Here is a 23167-nt window from a genome sequence, read left to right on the forward strand (position 1 = left end):
TGACAACTCCATAGTGGAAGGAGGTTTGCCGCACGCGGCGGCAGCCGAAGCCACCACGATATAAGCAGTCCTGACCGCAATTCTTGCGCCGGGTCATTTACTGGCTGTATCAGTGCAAGGGCATACCAAATGAACGCGTACGCCGGACGGATGGCGTTACACTTATGGCAATTCAATCTACCGGTGCAGGACGTGAAATATATCCAGAACGTTTTCCTGGTCGGCTACATGCTGATCGTCGGCCTGTTCTTCGTTTGCGGCCTCGGCTTGATCATCATGGCTGGAGTGGAAACCTGGGGCGCGCTCGATCCGCGTTCCGAGTTCAAAGTCCGCGACCGCTTCGAGCTCATCCTCGAATGCATCGGCCTGCTCACCATCGCGGTCGCTTCGCTCGAGCTTGGCCAGACGGTCCTCGAGGAAGAAGTGCAGCGCTCGGTCAACATCAGCTCGCCTACCCGCGTGCGTCGCTTCCTGTCGCGTTTCCTGATCGTGGTGGTGGTGTCGCTGTCGATCGAGTGCCTGATTGGCGTGTTCCAGTTCATGCACGGCAAGCCGGAATACCTGCTGCATTCCGCCTCGATCGGCGTGGCGGCCGCGGCCATCCTGGCAACCTGGGGGCTGTTCATCCGCAATAACGTTGAAGCGGAAAAGCTGGAACCGCACTCGATGCGCGAGGTCCAGGCAGAGGACAAGGAAGTTGCGACCTGAGTGAAAAGCCGAGGCAAATCACGCGAATTTTCACAACAATGAAACGAAGCACTTGGATATTCGCGCAAACGCCGCTATAATCTTGGCTTCCTTGGGTCGTTAGCTCAGCTGGTAGAGCAGCGGACTTTTAATCCGTTGGTCGCAGGTTCGAATCCCGCACGGCCTACCAAGATTCAGCAAGAAGGCGTCATGAGCAATCGTGACGCCTTTTTTGTTTCCACCGTCATCGTGCTGTCATAGGCGCTGCCTATGCTGTCGGGTTTTCAACATCGGAACCCGACCATGCCGTTTATTGACTCCGCACTTGCACCGACCTCCTTGCGCCTGCTCGGCGCCACCTTGTTGACCGCGGCGGTGCTTGCCGCCTGCGGCGGCAGCGACGAGGAGGCGACGCCGACCACGCTGACGATGGAAAAGATCGGCAGCTACAACGGCGGCGCGGTCGGTGCCGCGGAGATCACCGCCTACGATGCGGCCAGCAAGCGCCTGTTCGTCGTGAACGGCGCCAACGGCAGCGTCGATGTGCTCGACCTGTCCACGCCATCCACCCCGAAGCTGGTCGGCACCATCAAGGTGGCCGGCATGGGAGCTGCCGTCAATAGCGTCGCGGTGCATGACGGGCTGGTCGCGCTAGCGATCGAAGCCGCGCCCAAGACCAATCCGGGCACGGTGGCGTTCTACCAGGCGGCCGACCTCAAGCTTCTCAACACCGTGCGGGTCGGCGCCCTGCCCGACATGCTGACCTTCACGCCGGACGGCCGCACGGTGCTGGTCGCCAACGAAGGCGAACCGAACAGCTATGGCTTGCCCGACTCGGCCGATCCGGAAGGCTCGGTCAGCGTCATCACGGTCAATCGCGGCGGCACGCCCACGGTGGCCAACGCCGACTTCCGCGCCTTCAATGGCCAGGAAGCGGCGCTGCGCAGCCAGGGCATCCGCATCTATGGTCCGGGCGCCAGCGCGGCCCAGGACTTCGAGCCGGAATACATCGCCGTCAGCGAAGACGGCCGCACGGCCTATGTCACGCTGCAGGAGAACAATGCGGTCGCCATCGTCGATGTCGGCAGCGCCAAGGTGACGGCGCTCAAGCCGCTCGGCACCAAGAACCACAACCTGGCAGGCATGGGCCTGGACGCGTCCGACGAGGATGGCGGCACCAATACCAATAGCGGCACGCCGGCGGTCAAGATCGGTCCGCAGCCGGTCAAGGGCATGTACCAGCCGGACGCCATCGCGCGTTTCACGGTCGAGGGCAAGTCTTACCTGATTACCGCCAACGAAGGCGACGTGCGCGCCGACTGGCCAGGTTTCAACGAGGAGACCCGGGTGCGCACACACTGCAGCGCAGGCCTGGACCCGGCCGTCTTCGGCGATGCCGCCAACCTGATCCTAGACTCGAACCTGGGACGCCTGCGCATCACCACGACGCCCAACGGCGGCAGCGCCGGCAAGAATGCAGCCGGCCAGTGCAACGAGCTCTTTACCTTCGGCGCGCGCTCGTTCACGATCTGGGACACCGACCTCGCCCGTGTGTACGATTCGGGCGACGAGTTCGAAAAAACGACCGCGGCCTTGCCGAATGGCCGCTTCAATGCGAGCAACGACAACAACACCCTGGACAGCCGCAGCCCGGCCAAGGGCCCGGAACCGGAAGGGGTGGTGGTGGGCCGCTTCGGCAGCAAGAGCTACGCCTTCATCGGCCTGGAGCGCATCGGCGGCGTGATGGTATATGACGTGAGCAAGCCTGCTGCCGCGCGTTTCGTCACCTACCTCAACACCCGCAGCAACGACACCGGCGACCTGGGACCGGAAGGCCTGGCGTTGATCCCGGCCGACCAGTCACCCAACGGCAAACCCTTGCTGGTCGTCGGTAACGAGGTGAGCGGGACCACGGCGATCCTGCAGGTCAACCTGGCCTACTGAGCACGGCCCACGACATGCCGGCCGCGGCGGTTGGCATTTCGGGCCGGGCCGCCGATAATCGGCGCCATGCCCCACGCCATCGCCTCCCCCGTCCACTTCGAGCTCGTCATCAAGAAGAGCCGCTTCATCGCCTGCGTCCAGCCCATGCCGGACCGGGCCGGAGCGCAGCAGGTCGTCGCCGGCCTGCGCGCGCGACATCCAGGCGCGGCCCATGTGTGCTGGGCGCTGCTGGCCGGCGGCCAGTCGGCGGCGGTGGACGATGGCGAACCGAGCGGCACGGCGGGACGGCCGATGCTCGACGTGCTGCGCCACCAGGACCTGGAAGGCGTGCTGGCCACCGTGGTGCGCTATTTCGGCGGCGTCAAGCTCGGCGCGGGCGGACTGGTGCGGGCGTACACGGACAGTGTGGCGCAGGCCTTGCTGCAGGCGCAGAAGGTGGCGATCATCAAGCTGCAGCAGCTGCGCTGCACGGCGCCCTATGCTTTCGAGGGCATGGTGCGGCGCGAACTGGAGGCGGCCGGCGCCACGCTCGATGCGGTCGCGCATGGCGACGAGGTGGTGTTCGATTTCAGCCTGCCGGTCCAGGATGCCGCCGCGCTGCGCCTACGCCTCGACAATGCCGGGCATGGCCGCATCGGCTGGCCGCGCCTGGAAGATTAGTTCATCTCGCCAGGGTATACCTGTCATCACGACAGGAAAGCAGACCAGGCAGGCGCCAAGGGCTATAGTGCCGGTCCAGCCTGCCTTCACTCCCCGCATATTTTGATCAAGAAAAGCCTCGTTCCCCTCGCCCTCGGCGGTTTCGGCATCGGCATGACCGAATTCGTCACCATGGGCATCCTGCCGGATATTGCCAGCGGCCTGCAGATCAGCATCCCGCAAGCGGGCTACCTGATCACCGCGTATGCGCTGGGCGTCGTCGTGGGCGCCCCGACCCTGGTCAGCCTGCTGGCGCACCGGCCGCCGCGCAGCGTGCTGGTCTGGTTCATGCTGATGTTCACCGTGTTCAATGCGATGTCGGCATTTGCGCCGAACTTCGAGGTGATGATGCTGTCGCGCTTCATGGCGGGCTTGCCGCATGGCGCCTTCTTCGGTGTCGGCGCGGTGGTGGCCAGCCGCCTGGCCGACGAAGGCAAGGTGGCTGCGGCGATGGCCACCATGTTCACGGGCCTGACCCTGGCCAATGTCATCGGCGTACCGGCCGGCACCTGGCTGGGGCATCACCTGAGCTGGCGGGCGGTGTTCCTGGTGGTGGCGGCGATCGGACTTGTCACCTTGCTGAGCCTGCGGCAATGGGTGCCATACATCGAAGCAAAAGCCCGCACCAGCTTGAGGCAGGACCTGCGGATCTTCCGCAGCCGCGCCCTGTGGCTGGCGCTGGGCATCACCTCGATCGGCACCGGCGGTTTCTTTGCCTTCTTCAGTTATATCGCGCCGTTGCTCACCGAGGTCACGCGCTTCCAGCCCGCCACCATCCCGATGGTGATGACCGTGGTCGGCGTCGGCATGACGGTGGGCGTGCTGCTGGGGGGACGCCTGGCCGACCGGGTGGCGCCGCTGCCGGCGATCGCGATGCTCTTGACGAGCATGACCGGCCTGCTGCTGTGTAATGGATTGTTTGCCACATCGCAGCCGGCCATGCTAGTGCTGGCCTTTGCCACCGGCGCCAACGCGCTGGCGCTGGGCCCGCCGATCCAGATGCTGCTGATCGAGCATTCGCGCCAAGCCCAGATGCTGGGTTCCTCGCTGGGCCAGTCGGGTTTTAATATCGGCAATGCGCTTGGCGCTTTCCTTGGCGGGATTCCGCTGACCCTGGGCTATTCGTATGCTTCGCCTCAGTGGGTCGCGGCCGGTCTTGCCGTGTGCGGCGTGGCGCTGGCGCTGTGCATGCTGCTGCAAGGTCGCATGGCCGCACGCGCCCCCGCCTGAGGCCGCTAGCGGCTCAGACCAGGGTGGCGTCGCCCAGCGCCTGGGCCGTGTCTGCGGCCTCGTCGAGCAGGACGCGCACGGTGGCGGGGTCGAGCGGCCCGGTATCCGGCCACTCCTCCGCCCCGCCCAGGGGCGAGCCTACCGTTGCATAGCGGTTGGCCAACAGCAGGGTGTCGAGCAGCGTGTGCGGCTCGGGACTCAGGACGCCGTCGCGCAGCGCGGCAATGGCCCCTGCCACGTCGGCCGGGATCCCCAGTTTGCGGATGACCTCGGCGCTGACTACGTCTTCGCACAGCGCGCCCCAGTTCTCGGGATCGTCATCCAGCAGGCCGGGGAATTCGTCGGCGCGCGACAGCAGGTAAAAGCCGCCCACTTCGTGCACGATGCCGGCGAACAGCGCCGTATCGGGATCGACGTTGGTGACGCGGCGCGCCAGCACCTGGGCCAGGGCCGCGACGTGGGCGCTGTGGGACCATAGCTGCTCGGCCTTGGCGCGCAGCACCGGGTCGGCGATGCGGTGGCCGAACTGGCGCACCATCAGGGCGGCAACCAGGCCGCGCAGGCGGCGGTAGCCGATGCGCAGCACGGCCGCGCGTACATTGGTCACCTGCACGCCGCCGGCGCCGAAGGCGGCGGTATTGGCCATGGCCACGGTACGGGCAGCCAGCTGCGGCTCGGACAGCACCAGCCGGATCGCCTCTTCGACATGGCAATCGGGATCTTCCAGGGCGAGCTGCAGGCGCAGCACGGCATTCACGCTGGTGGGAAACGTGATTTCGCCACGCGCGGCCTGGGCGGCAATGTAGCCAAAAGCTTCGAGTTTGTTCACGGGGGCATTATACCCCCGGTATCAGGCGGGCCCGGCCGTTCTCAGTGGCGCCGCGTCAACGAAAAAGCCCGGACGGGAACGTCCGGGCTTCGGTCCTGCGGGCATCGACGGGCAGGCCATAGCCCGCCCGCCTGCTTGATTACTTGACCTTGATCGAGTTCTTGACGCTGGTCACGCCTTCGACGCTCTTGGCGACCTGCTCGGCACGCTCGATTTCAGCTTTCGACTCGGCAAAGCCGCTCAGCATGACGACGCCTTTTTCGGTCTCGACCTTGATCGCGAGGGCGCTGGTGTTCGGCGCCTTGACCAGGCCGGCCTTGACCTTGGTGGTGATCATGGCATCGGAGACGTTGGCGGCGCCGCGCTCGCCGGCGCGCTCGGTCTTGGCCGCGGCAGTGGCTGCTGCAGCTTCGGTACGGTTGCCGGCATCGGCCGCCGCCATGCGGGTCTTGTCGCCGGCATCGGCTGCTGCCATGCGGGTCTTGTCGCCGGCGCGCTCGGCCGAGGTGGCGGCCTTGCGGCTGTCGTTCTCAACGACGCAGGCGGTCTTGTTGCCTTGCTGTTCGCATTTCTCGACAGCGGCGGCTTTTACCGGATCCTTGGTGTCGGTGCTGGCGATCAGGCCGCCGTCGGTGTCGGCCTTGTTGTCGGCCTTGGCGTTGGCTGCAGCGGCGCCTGCAGCGGTGGCGCCGGTGGCGCTACGGCCCATGGCGGTGTCGCGGTTATCCCTGGTGTCGCCCAGCGCTGCGGTGCGCGCCGACTTGGCGGTGCTCATGCAGCTGTCTTTCTGGTCGCCCTTGAGGGTGTCGCATTTTTCTTCGGCCAGCTCGTACTCCGCGTCGGCCAGCTTGCGGCGGGCCGCGTCGCGGTTGTCCGTGGTATTGGCATGCTTGGTGACCGCAGCCAGCTCGGCGCGGGCGCGCATCACGTCGGCCTGCTCTTCGCAGACGTCTTCATCCTTGAGCGCGTCGCACTTCTGTTTGGCCGCCTTGTGGTCGGCTTCCACCTTCTGCATCGCTTTGCGGTAGGCCGCATTGTCGGATTTCTGGGCAAAAGCAGGGGCTGCGGCGATGGTGGCGCCGAGGGCGGTTGCCAGCAGGGTGGCGAGGAGCTTGTTCATGATGTGTCCCTTTATGTTCGGTTTGTTGTGACAGGACCCATTAAACGCTCCCCCACCGGACAGCATCTGTGCGACAACGTACACTTGTCGATAAAACATCACTTTCGCTTGTGTCCGCCCTGGCGCGCCAAGCTCATTCGGTCTCGAGCAAGCCTTCGCGCCACAAGCCGCCGGCATCGTCGAAAGGCGCGGAGGCGCTCCCGAAGCGGGCGCCATCCCCGGCCAGGCGCACCCAGGCGCGGGTGTCGTGGCCGCTGCGCGGCACCGTCACCCGGTCGCGCACGCCGGCCAGCCAGCGGTAGACCCGCGCATACTCGCCGGGGTTGTTGTGGCGCGTCCAGGCCAGGGCGACCAGGTCGGCATAGCCTTCCTCGCGCCGCGTTTCGCGCATGGCCTTCGAGGCCTTCAACATCGACAGGTCGGCCGCCGTTTCCTCGCCCACTTCCTCGAAGCCGGCCGGCAGCGCATGCCACACGCCTTGCGCGTAGCGCCAGCAGTGCGCGATCTCGTGCGCCGCCATCGCTTCGATCAGGGCGCCCTGCTCGGCTTCCGGGACGCCGGCCAGCACGGTCTCGGCATCGGGGTTGTTGCGCAGCGACAGCACGAGCTTGCAGCGGCCCTTGTCGAAGCCCATCGCCAGCGGCACGTCGCCGGGACGCGGCTGGGGCTGGACGGTGATGTCCAGCGGCAGTTTCATTTGTTGGGAATAGGCCAGTACCGGACCGGCGGCGGCGAGCCAGCGCTTTTCCAGCACGGTCAGCTCGGCGGCCTGCAGCAGCGGCGCAAGGGTGGAGGCAGCCAGCAGGACAGCGAGCAGCAGGGGCTTGGACATGATAATTCTCCCAGGGACGATAAAATGCCTAACGGCAATTCTAGTCCGAGGTTAAGCCCTGTCCGCAGGTATATATTGCGCTGTGTCCAAAAGAATAAGGGCTGCCGTAGCAGCCCTCATCGTTCATGCAGGCTTGCTCAAGAGGCCGAGGGTTCCGGCTCTTGCGCACGGTCGGCACGCAGCCCGGTCACCGCCTGCGCCAGGCGTTCGGCCTGCGTCTCCAGCAGGGCCGCGGCATCGGTCCCCTGCTGCACCAGCACCAGGTTTTGCGAGAGCGCATCGCTTACTTGTTCCAGGGGGCTGTCAACCTGGCCGGGGCCGGTCCCGCCCATGAGTTCGGTTACACGGCGGGCCGAGGCGACGATCTCGTCCATCCGTGCACGGGCCTCGTCGACCAGCCGGGCGCTGGCCTCGGCGCGCTCGACCGAACTGCCGATCAATTCCCGGATCTCCCTGGCCGCCGCCGCCGAGCGCTGGGAAAGCCTGCTCACTTCGGTTGCAGCAACGAAGGACACCTGCCCCCCGGCGTCGGCGCGGGCGGCTTCGACCGCGGCGTTCAGGGCCAGGATGGTGGCCTGGAAGGCCAGGCCGTCGGCCACGCCGATGATGTCGACGATCTTTTTTGATGAGGCATTGATCGCCGCCATAGCCTGGGAAACCTGTGCGGCCGGCGGGCCGCCGCCAGGTAGGTCTTGCGGCGCCGGTTCGCCCGCCTCGGCGCGCCGCGCCGCGATGGCGATGCGGTCGACATGGCGCTGCAGGCCGCGCGCGATCGTCCAGGCGCTGAACGCGCCGGTCACGATGGCGCACAGGAACAGCAGCAGCATCCAGCCGGAGAAGCCGGACGCCAGCCGGCGCGCAGCGGCGGCGTCTTGCTGGTGCAGCTTTTCCTGCAACTCGATGAAGCCGTTGATGCTGGCCAGCCAGTCCACGAAGGCCGGCGCCGCCTGCTGCGACAGCAGGGCCGTGGCTTGCGCCACCTCGCCGGCGGCATGCAGCGCCACCACGCGGTCGATCAGCGGCCGGGTGCGACGCTCCTGCTTCTTGATGGCCGCCAGTGCGTCCTTTTCGGCAGGCTGGATATCCGGCAGCTCATGGAACAGCGCATCCATGGGCGAGGCCGAGCGGGCGTAGTTATCGTCCAGCGTCTTGATCAGGCCGACCGGCGCGGCGGCGTTGGCCGCGTCGGCTGCCAGCACGACATCGCGCAGCGCGATCGCGCGCTCGCGCACGCTCGCGCGCAGATTGAGCGCGTAGCGCTCCTTGACGCTGGTCACGTCGTTGAGGTGGCTGAGGGTGCGGTCGATCTCCGCGACGCGGCCCGCGGCCAGCATCGACAGGACGATCATCAGGAGGAAAAAAGCGGCGTAGCCGAGAGCCAGGCGAGCGCCGATACTCAAGGGCTTGTTTGTCATGTTCATACTCGAGGTCCACTACCGGACCGGCGCACAGGCGTCAATAATTTCCCGGTAGCAATATCTCGACTATATCATGGCGTATGTACCAATTGTCCGCCCGGCCATGTCAAGTGCCGTAAATCCGGCAGTACTGTTGCGTAGCGTCCAACGATACTGCCGAAAAAACCACAGCTTCCCTACTTGGCGAGCGCCGCTGCCGTGGTAAAGGCCGGGCGGATATCGTTCGGCACCCTGTTCTTGAGCCGGTCGAGCGCTTTCTGCACTCCCGGGCGGATGACGACGTACTTGTCCATCATCGCCTTCGCGCGCGCATAGTCGCCGGTGGCTTCGATGGTCAGGATTTCGCGGTCCAGGTCGATCACGGCCTGCTTGATCTTCTTGAAGTCCACCGAGAAGGTGCCGTCGGCCTTGGCCACGAAGGCGCCCTTGTCGAGCAGGTAATTCACCTGGATCGCCATGCCGCGCGCGTGCGAGGAGGTCAGGCCGAAGTGCAGGGTGCGGAAGCTCGAGGCCAGGAAGGTGTTGTACAGCTTGCGCTCGGCTGCTGCACCCTGCCCCAGTCCGTCCTTGAGCAGGCCCTTGTCCATCATGTAGCCCAGCGCCCACAGTCCGGTGATGTCGGCCTTGGCTTCCTCGATGGTCGAATAGGTCTCCTTCAGGTCCTGGCGCGGGGTCGATTCCTTGCCGTCCTTCTTCGTGTGGTGCGGGCCCAGGCCGTGCATGATCTCGTGGGCCAGGATGTGGGTGAAGAAGGAATCGAAATCGAGGTCCTTCTGGTCAGCGGGGCTGAGCACCAGTTTCGAGATCGGCGTCAGCGTCGACTTGAATTTCGCTTCCTGCACGTTCTTGAGCATCACGCGCTTAGAGCCGCGCTCGCGGATCACGCGTTCGTCGTTCGGGAGGTTGTAGGCGGCGGTCTGCACGCCCATGTTGCCGTCGCCGGCGCCATACACCTGGTTGACCACGACCATCGGGGCGATCGCGCCGACCTTCGGGTTGCGGTACTGCTTGTCCACCGGCAGGTTGTTTTCCAGCTCCTGCAGGTGCTTGCCGAAGAAGTCCAGCTTCTGCGTTTCCTTCTGGTCGCGGATGCTGACATAGGCTTCGAAAGCGGCCTTGTAGCCGAACAGCTCGTCGTTATAGGTTTCATACGGGCCGATCGTGATGTCGACCGGCGAATCCAGGTCCATCCAGGCGAAGTCCGAGGCCAGGTAGTCGTTGCTCAGGAAAGCGTCGGCGCGCATCGTCAGGAATTTCTTGAGCGAAGCGTTGTCGGTCGCGCTGGCCGCTTCGCGCAGCAGCCCGGCGAGCTTGTCCAGGTCGGCGCGGTATTCGTCCGAATACTTCACGGTCTTGAACTTGCCGTCCGGGCCGGTGCGAATCACCGTGAAGAACCACTGGGCCTCGGATTTCCGGGCAGCCGGGAGTGCATTCATCCAGGTTTCCAGCGCATCCTTGGTGGCGTTCTCCGGATAGAAATTGGCGCCCGCCGGCTTCCGGGGCGGGATCTTGATGCCGGCGTACTCGGCGGGCATGAAGGACTGGTTGTCGTCGAGGCCGGACCACGGTCCCTTGTTCAGCCAGAAGGCGTTCCGGCGTGCGCGGCCCAGTTCCGTGTTGTCCTTCTGCAGGGCGGCCCACAGGGCTTCGTTGCCGGACCAGCGCTGGCGCAATTGCAGGGTGTCGATGATCTTGGCGGCCTCGATCAGCTTGACGATGGCGGCGCGGTCGCCTGTCGACAGCTTCGAGGTATCGGCACGCAGCTCGACGGGCGCAAAACGCTTGGCCATGGCCTGGAGCTGGGCGACATCGGCCGGTGCGGCCTGGGCGGCGCCGACAGCCGCGAACAGCATGAGAGGAGCGAGGATGTTCTTCATGGGTCTCTTTATTTTAGGAATGACAACGCAATATTGTAATCCTGGGCAGACCCGGTCCTGTTGTGTTTTACCTATGCATCCACTCAAGCAGGCTTCACCCCTCTCCTGCTTGTCGAACGTCTAGACTTGTTTAATCGCAGCATTCTTCGGCCAGGCTCTGTGCGTCATCGCACCGACTTGGGGCAGCGGCTTATGACAATCTGACATCCTTTACAGGAGGATGTCATGAACAATAAAACGACAGCGGCAAGCGGCCGCGAGGAGGCAGCATGAGCAAGTCATCCCGCTATGAATGGCGTGACCAGCAGGCTTCGCTGCAGGAGCGCATGAAGGGCTTCATGGAAAACCCGGGCACCGAACAGCTGGAAGCAGTCGTGGCCGAGATGCGTGCGTACGCAGCCGCAGCAAAGAATGGCTCGATCGATATTCCGGAACGGTTTATCGCGTTTACCTGACCAGACAGCTGACCAAGCAGGCCAGCCGAAATGCCGCCCCGCGCAAGCCGGGCGGCATTTTTTCTTGCCGAGGACAGAATCAGCCGGCCACTGCCGGCGCCGGCCGGCCCGCAGACTGGTTCTCGAAATCGAACAGCCGGGTCAGGCAAAACACCTTGCGCGGCGCGCGGTGGCGTTCGTGGATCTCGCGGGTCATCACCTCGACCCGCCGTGGCTGCAGCGGCACCTGGCGCGGATCGATGAACTCGGCCGTGCCTTCACTGAAGCGCGCCGCCAGTTGCTGGGAAATGGTGCCGTGCACGACCGAGGGCTCGCCATGCACCGTAGTGCGGAGCTCGAAGGCGCGGGATTCGGGGAGGACAAACACTGTCCCCACATATTCATTGCCGTGTTCGTACATAGCAGTCTCCGGTGGCATTACACGACTGGCGACAAGTGGGCTTGCCGCCGCACGCGAACATCATAGCCTGTCAATACGGCGCCAGGCGCTTGTCACGATCGATATCCCGAACGGTAATAAAACTACGGGAACACGGTTGACTTCGCTATACGGCAGGAGTAGCGTCACCCCGGTGTATGGACGAGCTACCCGCACGAGGTAGCGGAAGTACATAACAAGCCGGATCACCGGCACATAGAACAAACACCGGAGACAAGCATGAAACTGCATCAACGCATGTTGGCCGCCTGCATTGCGGGCGCCCTGCTCGGCGCGCCGGCCTGGGCCGCCATCAACCCTACCAGGCTCGGCGCCGCCTACGACGCCACCAAGGCCAACGTCAGCTTCAAGGTCTATTCCAGCAAGGCCACCCGTATCGAGCTCTACCTGTACAGCACCGCCACCGGCACCGCCGAAAAGGCGCGCTACGTGCTGGCCAACACGAGCGGCACCTGGAGCGTGACCATCCCGACGGCCACGCTCGCCAGCCAGGGCCTGGGCGGCACCCTGTACTACGGCTACCGCGCCTGGGGCCCGAACTGGCCCTACAGCGCCAGCTGGACCAAGGGCTCGGGCACCGGCTTCATCAGCGACGTCGACGCCGCCGGCAACCGCTTCAACCCCAACAAGCTGCTGTCCGATCCCTATGCGCTCGAACTGAGCCACGATCCGACCACCGCCACGATGACCAATGGCACCATCTACGCCAGTGGCGCCACTTACCGCAACATCGACAGCGGCGCGTCGGCCCCGAAAGGCATCGTGCTGGCCGGCGACACCCAGTCCTTCGGCACCAAGCCCACCCGCGCGCTGAAGGACGACGTCATCTACGAGGCCCATGTGCGCGGGCTGACGATGAACGACACCGGCATCGCCGCTGCCTACCGCGGCACCTACAAGGGCGCGGGCCTGAAGGCGGCTTGGCTGGCCAGCCTGGGCGTGACCGCCATCGAATTCCTGCCGGTGCAGGAAACCCAGAACGACACCAACGACAACGACCCCAACAGCAATAGCAGCGACAATTACTGGGGCTACATGACCCTGAACTATTTCGCCCCGGACCGCCGCTATGCCTACGACAAGACGCCAGGCGGCCCCACGCGCGAGTTCAAGGAAATGGTCAAGGCCTTCCACGACAACGGCATCAAGGTGCTGGTCGACGTGGTCTACAACCACACCGGCGAAGGCGGCGCCTGGAACCCGCTTGATAAGACCACCTACAACATCACCAGCTTCCGCGGCCTGGACAACCCGACCTATTACAGCCTGACCTCGGACCTGCAGAACTCCTGGGACAACACGGGCGTGGGCGGCAACTACAACACCCGCAACACGGTTGCCCAGAACCTGATCGTCGATTCGCTCGCCTATTGGCGCGACAAGCTGGGCGTGGACGGCTACCGCTTCGACCTCGCCTCGGTGCTGGGCAACACCTGCCAGCACGGCTGCTTCAACTTCGACAAGATGGATGCAGGCAATGCGCTGAACCGCATCGTGGCGGAACTGCCGCCCCGCCCTGCCCTCGGCGGCACAGGCGTCGACCTGATCGCGGAACCCTGGGCCATCGGCGGCAATTCCTACCAGGTCGGCGGCTTCCCGAGCGGCTGGGCCGAATGGAATGGCGGCTACCGCGACGTGGTGCGCCAGGCGCAGAACAAGCTGGGCAGCGTGGCGATCACCACCGGCCAGATGGCCAGCCGCTTCGCCGGCTCCAGCGACCTGTACGGCGACGACGGCCGCAAGCCCTGGCACTCGGTCAACTTCATCACCGCCCACGACGGCTTCACGCTCAAGGACCTGTACAGCTGCAACAGCAAGAACAACAACCAGGCATGGCCATGGGGGCCGAGCGACGGCGGCGAGGACAACAACAACAGCTGGGACCAGGGCGGCATCGCGGCGGACCAGCGCAAGGCGGCGCGCAACGGCATGGCGCTGATGATGGTATCAAGCGGCGTGCCGATGATCGTCGGCGGCGACGAAGCCCTGCGCACCATGAACTGCAACAACAATCCGTACAACCTGGATTCCTCGGCCAACTGGCTGGGCTGGACCCGCACGGTGGACCAGAACAATTTCCAGGCCTTCTCGAAAGCCATGATGGCCTTCCGCAAGGCGCATCCTGCCCTGCGTCCGGCGAACTTCTATTCCGGCGTCGACAACAACGGCAACGTGATGGAACAGCTGCGCTGGTTCAAGCCCGATGGCGGCGTGGCCGATGCGACCTACTTCAATAATTCCGCCAACCACGCGATTGCGTGGCGCATCGATGGCACGGAGCTGGGCGATACCGCGTCCGCGATCTATGTCGCGCACAACGCGTGGAGTGCGCAGGTGAACTTCACGCTGCCGTGGCCGGGGACGGGCAAGACCTGGTACCGGGTGACCGATACCTGTCCGTGGGCGGAAGGTGCGTCGCAGGTGCGCGCGCCGGGGGCGGAAGAGCTGGTGGGTGGGGAGAATACTGCCTACGGGCTGTGCGGGCGGGGGACGCTGGTGCTGATCGCGAAGTAAGCGCTTCACATCGCAAAAAAAACGGGACCCCAGTGAACTGACCCCCAAAAGTTGGACACAACTTTTGGGGGTTTTTCATGACGAAGTACGATGAGCAATTCAAGCTCGCAGTCGTTCAGGAGTATTTGTCAGGAGCTACAGGGCATAAGCGTGTAGCGCAGTTGCGTGGTGTTCCGCGTACGAGGTTGCTGACCTGGGCGGCGCTCTATCAAGCTCACGGCGCTGATGGACTGAAGAAGAAGTTTAGCCATTACACTGCGCAGTTCAAGCTCGCCGTCATCGAGCGCGTGCGTACCGATGCCCTTTCCTTTGGGCAGGCCGCTGCGTTATTCAACATTCGCGATGCAAGCTGCATTGGCCGGTGGGAGCGCTGCTATGATGAAGGCGGTCTAGAAGCCCTGGCTCCGCGTCAGCGTGGCCGTTCCAAGAAAATGCCAGAACTGCCTGATACAAAACCAGAATCGCTGCCCGATGCAGCTGGTCGCACCCATGAAGAGCTGGTCGCTGAGGTGAACCAGTTGCGCATGGAGGTGGCTTACCTAAAAAAATTGAGGGCCTTGGTTCAAGCGCAGCAACAGCAGCGAACGACAACGCGCAAAAAGCGAAAATAGTCACTGAACTGAGGCCATACTTCCCTCTTGCCGGCTTACTGAAACTGGCTGGTCTGGCTCGTAGCACCTTCTACTACCAACAGAAAACGGCTCAAGCAGGCGACAAACACGAGGCATTGAAGCGGGAGATTGGTACGCTCTTTGCTCGTCACAAAGGACGGTATGGCTACCGTCGCGTGACGGCTGCTATTCGCCAGCTTGGCACGAAGGTCAACCACAAGACGGTACAAAGCCTGATGGGAGAACTCGGCCTGAAGTCGTTCGTTCGTCCCAAGAAGTACCGCTCGTATAAAGGCGAAGTGGGCAACGCTGCACCACATGTTTTGCAGCGACGCTTTGACACGACGGGGCTCAATCAGAAATGGGTAACTGACGTTACCGAGTTCAACGTCGCTGGTGAAAAGCTGTACCTGTCGCCTGTCATGGATTTGTACAACGGCGAAATTATCGCCTTCGAGACCTCGAAACGGCCCGAGTATTCGCTAGTAGGCTTCATGCTCAAGAAGGCTCTGAGCAAGCTTAGACCGGGTGATCGACCCATCCTGCACTCAGATCAGGGATGGCAATATCGAATGTCCGCCTACCAGCGAGCTTTGAGGGAAAAGAGTGTCGTGCAGAGCATGTCACGCAAGGGAAACTGCCTGGACAACGCTGCGATGGAAAGCTTTTTTGCTGTGTTGAAATCGGAGTTCTTCTATCTGAACAAATTTAGCAGCGTCGACGAACTGCAAACCGGTCTCAAGAAGTACATCCATTACTATAATCACGACCGCATCAAGATGAAGCTAAAAGGGCTGAGTCCTGTTCAATACAGAACCCAGCCCTTGGCACTTCACTGAGACCAACCGTCCAACTTTACGGGGTCAGTTCACCAGGGTCCCGTTTCCATTACATCGCCATCAAGGCAATCACTTCTTCTTCACCGGCGGCAGATCCGTGCAGACGCCCTTATACGCCTCCGCCGCCATGCCGATCGATTCGCCCAGCGTCGGGTGCGGGTGGATCGTCTTGCCGATGTCCACGCCGTCCGCGCCCATCTCGATCGCCAGCGCCACTTCGCCGATCATGTCGCCGGCATTGGTGCCGACGATCGTGCCGCCGATGATGCGCTTGGTCTCCGCGTCGAACAGCAGCTTGGTAAAGCCTTCGTCGCGGCCGTTGGCGACCGCGCGGCCGCTGGCGTTCCACGGGAAGTGGCCCTTCTCGACCTGGATGCCCTTCTGCTTGGCTTCCTCTTCGGTCAGGCCCACCCATGCGACTTCAGGATCGGTGTAGGCCACCGACGGAATCACCTTGGCGTCGAAATAGGCCTTGGCGCCGTGCGCGGCTTCGGCCGCCACGTGGGCTTCGTGCACCGCCTTGTGCGCCAGCATCGGCTGGCCCACCAGGTCGCCGATGGCGAAGATGTGCGGCACGTTGGTGCGCATCTGGCCGTCCACGCCGATGAAGCCGCGGTCGGTGACGACGACACCCGCCTTTTCGGCGGCGATCTTCCTGCCGTTCGGGCTGCGGCCCACGGCCACCAGCACCAGGTCGTAGACCTGGGGTTCCGGCGCCTTGGCGCCGGCTTCGGCCGCTTCGAATGTGACCTTGATGCCTTCGGCGAGTGCTTCGACGCCGACGGTCTTGGTCTTCAACATGATGTTGTCGAAGCGATGGGCGTTGAACTTCTGCCAGACCTTGACGGCCTCGCGGTCGGCGCCCTGCATCAGGCCGTCCATCATCTCGACCACGTCGATGCGCGCACCCAGGGTCGAGTAGACGGTCGCCATTTCCAGGCCGATGATGCCGCCGCCGATGACCAGCATGCGCTTCGGCACCTGGCGCAGTTCCAGCGCGCCGGTCGAATCGACGATGCGCGGGTCTTCCGGGACGAAAGGCAGCTTCACCACGCTCGAGCCGGCAGCGATGATCGCTTTCGCGAACTTCACGACCTTCTTGCTGCCGTCCGCGCCAGTGACTTCGACGTGGTTCGGGCTCAGGAACTGGCCCACGCCCTGCACCACATTGACCTTGCGCGCCTTGGCCATGAAATTCAGGCCGCCGGTCATCTTCTTGATGACGCCATCCTTGTAGGCGCGCAGCTTGTCGATGTCGACATCCGGCTTGGCAAAGCTCACGCCGAGATCGGCCATGTGCGCCGTCTCGTCCATGATGTGCGCCACGTGCAGCAGCGCCTTGGACGGGATGCAGCCCACGTTCAGGCACACGCCGCCAAGCGTCGCGTACTTCTCGAGCAGCACCACGTTCATGCCGAGATCCGCCGCGCGGAAGGCAGCCGAATAGCCGCCGGGACCGGCGCCCAGCACCATCACTTCGCATTCGACGTCGACCTGGCCGCTGTAGCTGGCCGCGCCCGGCGCCGGTGCGGACGCCACGGTAGCCGCCGGCGCCGGATGGGCCGGTGCGTAGGAATCGGTCGGTGCGGTGGCCGCGGTCGGCGCCACGGCCTGCGCGCCGATCTGGGCGGCAGGCTTGTCGCCTGCCGCCGCAGGTGCCGCAGCCGGTGCCGCGGCAGATGCAGCACCCTCCTCGAGCGTCAGCAGCATCGTGCCTTCGTTGACCTTGTCGCCGACCTTGACGGTGATGTCCTTGATGACACCCGCATGCGTCGACGGGATCTCCATGCTGGCCTTGTCCGATTCGACGGTGAGCAGGGACTGGTCGACCTTGATGGTGTCGCCAGCCTTGACCAGCAGCTCGATCACTTCGACGTCCTTGAAGTCGCCGATATTCGGGACCTTTACTTCAACAGTGCTCATTCGGCGCTCCTTACAGAAGGGTCTTGCGCAGGTCGGCCAGCACCTCCGCCAGGTAGGCTGCGAAGCGCGCGGCGCCGGCGCCGTCGATCACGCGGTGGTCGTACGACAGCGACAGCGGCAGCATCAGGCGCGGCTGGAAGGCCGAGCCATCCCACACCGGCTTCATGGCCGATTTCGACAGGCCCAGGATCGCCAGCTCGGGTGCGTTGATGATCGGCGTGAAGGCCGTGCCACCGATGCCGCCCAGCGACGAGATGGTGAAGGTCGCGCCCTGCATCGCGGTCGGCGGCAGCTTGCCGTCGCGCGCCAGTGCGGACAGCTCGCCCATTTCGGTGGCGATCTGCGACACGGTCTTCTTGTCGGCTTCCTTCACGACAGGGACCACCAGGCCGTTCGGGGTGTCGGCGGCGAAGCCGATGTTGTAGTACTGCTTCAGGATCAGGTTGGCGCCGTCTTCGCTGAGCGAAGCGTTGAATTGCGGGAACTTCTTCAGCGCGGCGACGCTCGCCTTGATGACGAAGGCCAGCATGGTCAGCTTGACGGTCGACTTCTGCTTGGCCAGCATCGCGTTCGAATCGACGCGGAACTGTTCCAGGTCGGTGACGTCGGCTTCGTCGAACTGCGTCACGTGCGGGATCATGACCCAGTTGCGGTGCAGGTTCGGACCGGAGATCTTCTTGATGCGCGACAGCGGCAGCAGCTCGGTCGGACCGAACTTCGAGAAGTCGAGCGACGGCCATGGCAGCAGGTCCAGGCCCACGCCGGAGCCGCCCGCTTTCGCAGGAGCGGCCGCAGGCGCAGCCATCACGCCCTTGACGAAGTTCTGCACGTCCTGCTGGGTGATGCGGCTCTTCGGACCGGTGCCCGGCACGCGCGCCAGGTCCACGCCCAGTTCGCGGGCGAACTTGCGGATCGATGGCGAGGCGTGGGCTTTCGAACCGGTGACGCCTTGCGCTGCCGGTGCCGCCGCAGGAGCAGCAGCGGCGGGTGCAGGTGCAGGCGCGGCCGGAGCCGCAGCAGCCGGTGCCGGTGCAGCCGCAGGGGCCACAGCAGGTGCGCCACCAGTAGCAGCGCCGGCTGCCGCTTCCACCAGCAGCACCAGCGTGCCCTTGGCCACCTTGTCGCCGACCTTGACCTTCACTTCCTTGACGACGCCGGCGTGGCTGGACGGGATCTCCATGCTCGCCTTGTCCGATTCGACCGTCATCAGGGACTGGTCGACCTTGATGGTGTCGCCCGGCTTGACCATCATTTCGATGACTTCGACTTCCTTGAAGTCGCCGATGTCCGGCACGGTGACTTCGACGATGCCGCCCGAGGCTGCCGGGGCAGCGGCTGGCGCAGGTGCAGCTTCCGCAGCCGGCGCCGCGGCAGGCGCCGGGGCAGCGGCAGGCGCCGACGCAGGGGCAGCCGCGCCGCCCGCTTCTTCCAGCAGCAGCACCAGCGAACCTTCGGCAACCTTGTCGCCGACCTTGATCTTGATTTCTTTTACGACGCCGGCGTGGCTCGACGGGATTTCCATGCTCGCCTTGTCCGACTCGACCGTGACCAGCGACTGGTCGACCTTGATCGTGTCGCCCGGCTTGACCATCAGCTCGATGACTTCCACTTCCTTGAAGTCGCCGATATCCGGGACTTTGACTTCCACAATGCTCATAGTGTTAGCTCCGTTTTTATTTGAGTTAGCGCCAAGACCGGCGCCCTCGCCACAAGCGAGGGCGCCGGTATCGAGCATTTACTGGGTCACAGGATTCGGCTTGTTCTGGTCGATGCCGTACTTGGCGATCGCCTGCGACACGACCGAGCGTTCGATCTTGCCTTCGTCGGCCAGCGAGCGCAGCGCCGCCACGGTCACGTAGTAGCGGTTCACCTCGAAGAACTCGCGCAGCTTGACGCGCGAATCCGAGCGGCCGAAGCCGTCGGTGCCGAGCACCTTGTAGGTGCGGCCCTGCGGCATGAAGGCGCGGATCTGCTCGGCGAACATGCGCATGTAGTCGGTGGTCGCGATGATCGGGCCGGTCGTGTTCTGCAGCAGCGAAGTCACGTAAGGCACGCGCTGTTCGCTGTCCGGGTTGACCATGTTCCAGCGCTCGCAATCCTGGCCGTCACGCGCCAGCAGCGTGAGCGACGGCGCCGACCACACGTCCGCATCGACGCCCCAGTCGTTCTTGAGCAGTTCGGCGGCAAAGATCGACTCGCGCAGGATGGTGCCGCAGCCGACCAGCTGCACGCGCGGCGCAGCTTTCTCGGTGATGGCAGCGCCTTCCTGCAGCAGGTACATGCCCTTGAGGATGCCCGCTTCCTGGCCGGCTTTCAGGCCCGGATGCGCGTAGTTCTCGTTCATGATGGTGATGTAGTAGAACACGTCTTCCTGTTCCGTCACCATGCGGCGCAGGCCGTCCTGGATGATCACCGCCACTTCGTGCCCGAAGGTCGGGTCGTAGGGCAGGCAGTTCGGCACGGTCGCAGCGATGATGTGGCTGTGGCCATCTTCGTGCTGCAGGCCTTCGCCGTTCAGGGTCGTGCGGCCGGCGGTGCCGCCCATCAGGAAGCCGCGTGCGCGGATATCGCCCGCCAGCCACACCAGGTCGCCCACGCGCTGCATGCCGAACATCGAGTAGAAGGTGTAGAACGGGATCATCGTGCGGTTGTTCGACGAGTACGAGGTCGCCGCGGCGATCCACGAGCTCATGCCGCCCGCTTCGTTGATACCCTCTTGCAGGATCTGGCCGGCCTTGTCTTCGCGGTAGTACATGACCTGGTCGCGGTCGACCGGCTCGTAGAGCTGGCCCTGCTGGTTGAAGATGCCGATCTGGCGGAACAGGCCTTCCATGCCGAAGGTACGCGATTCGTCGACCAGGATCGGGACGATGCGCTGGCCGATGCTCGGGTCCTTCAGCAGGCTGGTGATCACGCGCACATAGGCCTGGGTCGAGGAGATCTCGCGGCCTTCCGGGGTCGGCTCGAGCACGGCCTTGAAGGTTTCCAGGGCCGGCACGACCAGCTGCTCGTCGGCCTTGGAGCGGCGCTGCGGCAGGTAGCCGCCCAGGGCCTTGCGGCGCTCGTGCAGGTACTGCATTTCAGGCGAGTCGTCGGACGGCTTGAAGAACGGGATCTCGGCCAGCTTGTCGTCCGGAATAGGGATATTGAAGCGGTCGCGCATCTCGCGGATCGCGGCGTCGTCCAGCTTCTTGGTCTGGTGCGCAGTGTTGCGCGCCTCGCCCGACTTGCCCATGCCGAAGCCCTTGACGGTCTTCACCAGCAGCACGGTCGGGGTGCCCTTGTTCTCCTGCGCGTTCTTGAACGCGGCGTAGATCTTGTGCGGGTCGTGGCCGCCGCGGGTCAGGCGCCAGATGTCGTCGTCGCTCATGTTGGCGACCATCTTGAGCAGCTCCGGGTGCTTGCCGAAGAAATGCTTGCGCACGTAGGCGCCGTCCTTGGCCTTGTAGTTCTGGTATTCGCCGTCGACCGATTCCATCATCACGCGCTGCAGGATGCCGTCCTTGTCCTTGGCCAGCAGCGGATCCCACTGCGAGCCCCAGATGACCTTGACGACGTTCCAGCCGGCGCCGCGGAAGTCCGCTTCGAGTTCCTGGATGATCTTGCCGTTGCCGCGCACCGGGCCGTCCAGGCGCTGCAGGTTGCAGTTCACGACCATCACCAGGTTGTCGAGGCGTTCGCGCGCGGCCATGCCGATCGCGCCCATCGATTCCGGCTCGTCCATCTCGCCGTCGCCGCAGAAGACCCAGACTTTACGGGCTTCGGTGTCGGCGATGCCGCGGGCGTGCAGGTATTTCAGGAAGCGCGCCTGGTAGATCGCCATCAAGGGGCCCAGGCCCATCGAGACGGTCGGGAACTGCCAGAAGTCCGGCATCAGTTTCGGGTGCGGATACGAAGACAGGCCCTTGCCGTCGACTTCGCGGCGGAAGTTCAGCAGCTGCTCTTCGGTGATGCGGCCTTCCAGGTAGGCGCGCGCATAGATGCCTGGCGAGCTGTGGCCCTGGATGTACAGCAGGTCGCCGCCATGCTCTTCGGTCGGGGCGTGCCAGAAGTGGTTGAAGCCGATGCCCAGCATGTTCGCGAGCGAGGCGAAGGACGAGATGTGGCCGCCCAGGTCGCCGTCGGCGCGGTTGGCCTTGACCACCATCGCCATCGCGTTCCAGCGCATCCACGAGCGCAGGCGCTCTTCGTATTCGAGGTTGCCCGGGCAGTTCACGTTCAGGTGCGCGGGGATGGTGTTGACGTAGGCGGTGTTGCTCGAAAACGGGATATGGGCGCCGCGGCGGCGCGCCAGGTCGACCATGCGCTCCATCAGGTAGTGGGCGCGGTCGGTGCCTTCGTGTTCGATCACCGCTTCCAGCGCGTCCAGCCATTCCTGGGTTTCGAGCGTGTCCGGGTCATTGGCGGCCTGCGCCGTCAACTGGTCGAGTTGAGCTGACATTAATGCGTCTCCTTAGAATTGCGCCCCACCCGATCAGTCGAAATGGCTGGCGGCGATTTGGTGAAATTTCACATGTCTGAAAATAAACCCTTCGATTCTACCAGCGGACCTGTTCTTTTTCAAATTGCGATATGTCATTCCACATAGTGAAAACCGATGCTGCGACCGCACATTCTCCCCTATGAGGGCGATTGCCAATCGTATAACGAAGCAGCGGGCCGGCGCATCGCAAGCCCCTCTTACCTTTGGCAGAAAGCGACCGCACCGGCTCCGCGGGCGCGAGGGACAATATGACAATGCTTGGCTGGGCGCGGCGCGCGATATGGGACCGTTCCGGCGCCCGATGCTGGTGCGGGCCTTATAATTTCGTTTTTGCCTAGCCACGAGCCCGAACATGCCTGCCCAACTGATCGACGGAGTCCTCCTTTCCCAACAACTGCGCGGCGAGATCGCCGAGCGCGCCGCCAAGCTCACCGCCAGCGGCAAGCAGCCCGGCCTGGCCGTGATCCTGGTCGGCGAAGACCCCGCCAGCCACGTCTACGTGCGCAACAAGGTGAAGGCTTGCGGCGACGTCGGTTTTCATTCGGTACTGGAGAAATACGAGGCCGACCTGACGGAAAGGGCCCTGCTCGAGCGCATCGCGGCGCTCAACGCCGACCCGTCCATCCACGGCATCCTGGTGCAGATGCCGCTGCCCAAGCACATCAACCCGAACAAGGTCATCGAAGCGATCGCCACCAGCAAGGACGTCGATGGCTACTCCGTGCTGTCGGCCGGCGAACTGGTGGCCAACCTGCCAGGCTTCCGCCCCTGCACGCCTTACGGCTGCATGAAGCTGATCGACAGCACCGGGGTGGACCTGCGCGGCAAGCATGCGGTCGTGATCGGCCGCTCCAACACCGTGGGCAAGCCGATGGCCCTGCTGCTCTTGCAAGCCAACGCCACCGTCACCATCTGCCATAGCGCGACCCCGGATCTGGCCTACCATACCCGCCAGGCCGACGTGGTGGTGGCCGCCGTCGGCCGCCGCAATACGCTCACAGCAAGCATGGTGAAACCGGGCGCGATCGTGATCGACGTCGGCATGAACCGCGACGACGCCGGCAAGCTGTGCGGCGACGTCGACTTCGCGGCAGTGCGCGAAGTCGCTTCGCACATCACCCCGGTGCCGGGCGGCGTCGGCCCGATGACGATCACCATGCTCTTGATGAATACCGTCGAGTCCGCCGAACGCGTGCACTCGAGCAGCCAGAACTGCCCCAGCCAGGCAACGGGAATGGAACCGAAGCCCGGCGTGGCCTAACACTCA

At 64.2% G+C, this 23167-nt stretch carries 17 protein-coding genes and 1 tRNA gene; 9 read left to right on the forward strand and 9 right to left on the reverse strand.

From position 1 onward, the window contains the following. Window positions 1-192: 192 nt before the first annotated feature. The 5 genes from AC3XQU_RS00485 to AC3XQU_RS00505 all read left to right on the forward strand — a co-directional run bounded on the left by AC3XQU_RS00485 (window position 193) and on the right by AC3XQU_RS00505 (window position 4560). Window positions 193-708, forward strand: coding sequence for a hypothetical protein (locus AC3XQU_RS00485; RefSeq protein ID WP_489872164.1), 516 nt, complete (start codon window positions 193-195; stop codon window positions 706-708). 93 nt (window positions 709-801) lie between these two features. Beyond that, window positions 802-877: transfer RNA gene (locus tag AC3XQU_RS00490), tRNA-Lys, on the forward strand. A 113-nt stretch (window positions 878-990) separates the two neighbouring features. After that, the gene (locus tag AC3XQU_RS00495; RefSeq protein WP_489872165.1) at window positions 991-2631 is read left to right on the forward strand and encodes a choice-of-anchor I family protein; all 1641 of its coding nucleotides are present in this window, start codon (window positions 991-993) and stop codon (window positions 2629-2631) included. A gap of 66 nt (window positions 2632-2697) precedes the next feature. Then, entirely contained in the window at window positions 2698-3291 is a 594-nt protein-coding gene (locus tag AC3XQU_RS00500) for an IMPACT family protein (protein WP_489872166.1), read from the forward strand. A 102-nt stretch (window positions 3292-3393) separates the two neighbouring features. Then, window positions 3394-4560, forward strand: a complete 1167-nt coding sequence (locus AC3XQU_RS00505) for an MFS transporter (RefSeq protein WP_489872167.1) — start codon at window positions 3394-3396, stop codon at window positions 4558-4560. A 13-nt stretch (window positions 4561-4573) separates the two neighbouring features. On the opposite strand, the gene AC3XQU_RS00510 is transcribed toward AC3XQU_RS00505, so the two are convergent. From AC3XQU_RS00510 to AC3XQU_RS00530, 5 genes are all read right to left on the reverse strand, one after another. Then, entirely contained in the window at window positions 4574-5389 is an 816-nt protein-coding gene (locus AC3XQU_RS00510; protein ID WP_489872168.1) for an HDOD domain-containing protein, read from the reverse strand. Between the two features lie 139 nt (window positions 5390-5528). Then, window positions 5529-6509, reverse strand: a complete 981-nt coding sequence (locus tag AC3XQU_RS00515; RefSeq protein WP_489872169.1) for a BON domain-containing protein — start codon at window positions 6507-6509, stop codon at window positions 5529-5531. 133 nt (window positions 6510-6642) lie between these two features. Then, window positions 6643-7341, reverse strand: coding sequence for a hypothetical protein (locus AC3XQU_RS00520; RefSeq protein ID WP_489872170.1), 699 nt, complete (start codon window positions 7339-7341; stop codon window positions 6643-6645). A 137-nt stretch (window positions 7342-7478) separates the two neighbouring features. Beyond that, window positions 7479-8762, reverse strand: coding sequence for an MCP four helix bundle domain-containing protein (locus AC3XQU_RS00525; protein WP_489872171.1), 1284 nt, complete (start codon window positions 8760-8762; stop codon window positions 7479-7481). Window positions 8763-8935: 173 nt separating this feature from the next. Next, window positions 8936-10636, reverse strand: coding sequence for a DUF8614 domain-containing protein (locus AC3XQU_RS00530; protein ID WP_489872172.1), 1701 nt, complete (start codon window positions 10634-10636; stop codon window positions 8936-8938). A 269-nt stretch (window positions 10637-10905) separates the two neighbouring features. On the opposite strand from AC3XQU_RS00530, the gene AC3XQU_RS00535 reads away from it, so the two are divergent. After that, window positions 10906-11091, forward strand: coding sequence for a hypothetical protein (locus tag AC3XQU_RS00535; protein WP_489872173.1), 186 nt, complete (start codon window positions 10906-10908; stop codon window positions 11089-11091). Window positions 11092-11170: 79 nt separating this feature from the next. Here the strand turns inward: AC3XQU_RS00535 and AC3XQU_RS00540 are convergent, their stop codons facing one another. Beyond that, complete coding sequence (locus tag AC3XQU_RS00540) at window positions 11171-11491, reverse strand: hypothetical protein (RefSeq protein WP_489872174.1); 321 nt, start codon at window positions 11489-11491, stop codon at window positions 11171-11173. Between the two features lie 258 nt (window positions 11492-11749). Here AC3XQU_RS00540 and AC3XQU_RS00545 point away from each other — a divergent pair, with 258 nt between their 5' ends. Next, the gene (locus AC3XQU_RS00545) at window positions 11750-14044 is read left to right on the forward strand and encodes an alpha-amylase family glycosyl hydrolase (RefSeq protein ID WP_489872175.1); all 2295 of its coding nucleotides are present in this window, start codon (window positions 11750-11752) and stop codon (window positions 14042-14044) included. A gap of 77 nt (window positions 14045-14121) precedes the next feature. Beyond that, a protein-coding gene (locus tag AC3XQU_RS00550) for an IS3 family transposase (RefSeq protein ID WP_489872176.1) occupies window positions 14122-15494 on the forward strand; the annotation gives its coding sequence in 2 pieces (ribosomal slippage) (window positions 14122-14596 and window positions 14596-15494; 1374 coding nt in all). 69 nt (window positions 15495-15563) lie between these two features. Here the strand turns inward: AC3XQU_RS00550 and lpdA are convergent. From lpdA to aceE, 3 genes are all read right to left on the reverse strand, one after another. Continuing rightward, window positions 15564-17417: a dihydrolipoyl dehydrogenase gene (lpdA, locus tag AC3XQU_RS00555; protein WP_489872177.1), complete on the reverse strand. Its 1854-nt coding sequence runs from the start codon at window positions 17415-17417 to the stop codon at window positions 15564-15566. 10 nt (window positions 17418-17427) lie between these two features. Continuing rightward, entirely contained in the window at window positions 17428-19074 is a 1647-nt protein-coding gene (aceF, locus tag AC3XQU_RS00560; RefSeq protein WP_489872178.1) for a dihydrolipoyllysine-residue acetyltransferase, read from the reverse strand. A 78-nt stretch (window positions 19075-19152) separates the two neighbouring features. Further along, window positions 19153-21858, reverse strand: coding sequence for a pyruvate dehydrogenase (acetyl-transferring), homodimeric type (aceE, locus tag AC3XQU_RS00565; RefSeq protein WP_489872179.1), 2706 nt, complete (start codon window positions 21856-21858; stop codon window positions 19153-19155). A 394-nt stretch (window positions 21859-22252) separates the two neighbouring features. Here aceE and folD point away from each other — a divergent pair, with 394 nt between their 5' ends. Beyond that, window positions 22253-23161 (forward strand): bifunctional methylenetetrahydrofolate dehydrogenase/methenyltetrahydrofolate cyclohydrolase FolD, encoded by a 909-nt coding sequence (folD, locus tag AC3XQU_RS00570; protein ID WP_489872180.1) that lies wholly within the window; start codon window positions 22253-22255, stop codon window positions 23159-23161. The last annotated feature ends 6 nt before the right edge of the window (window positions 23162-23167 follow it).

Source organism: Telluria sp. AZSoR62 (assembly GCF_058111565.1).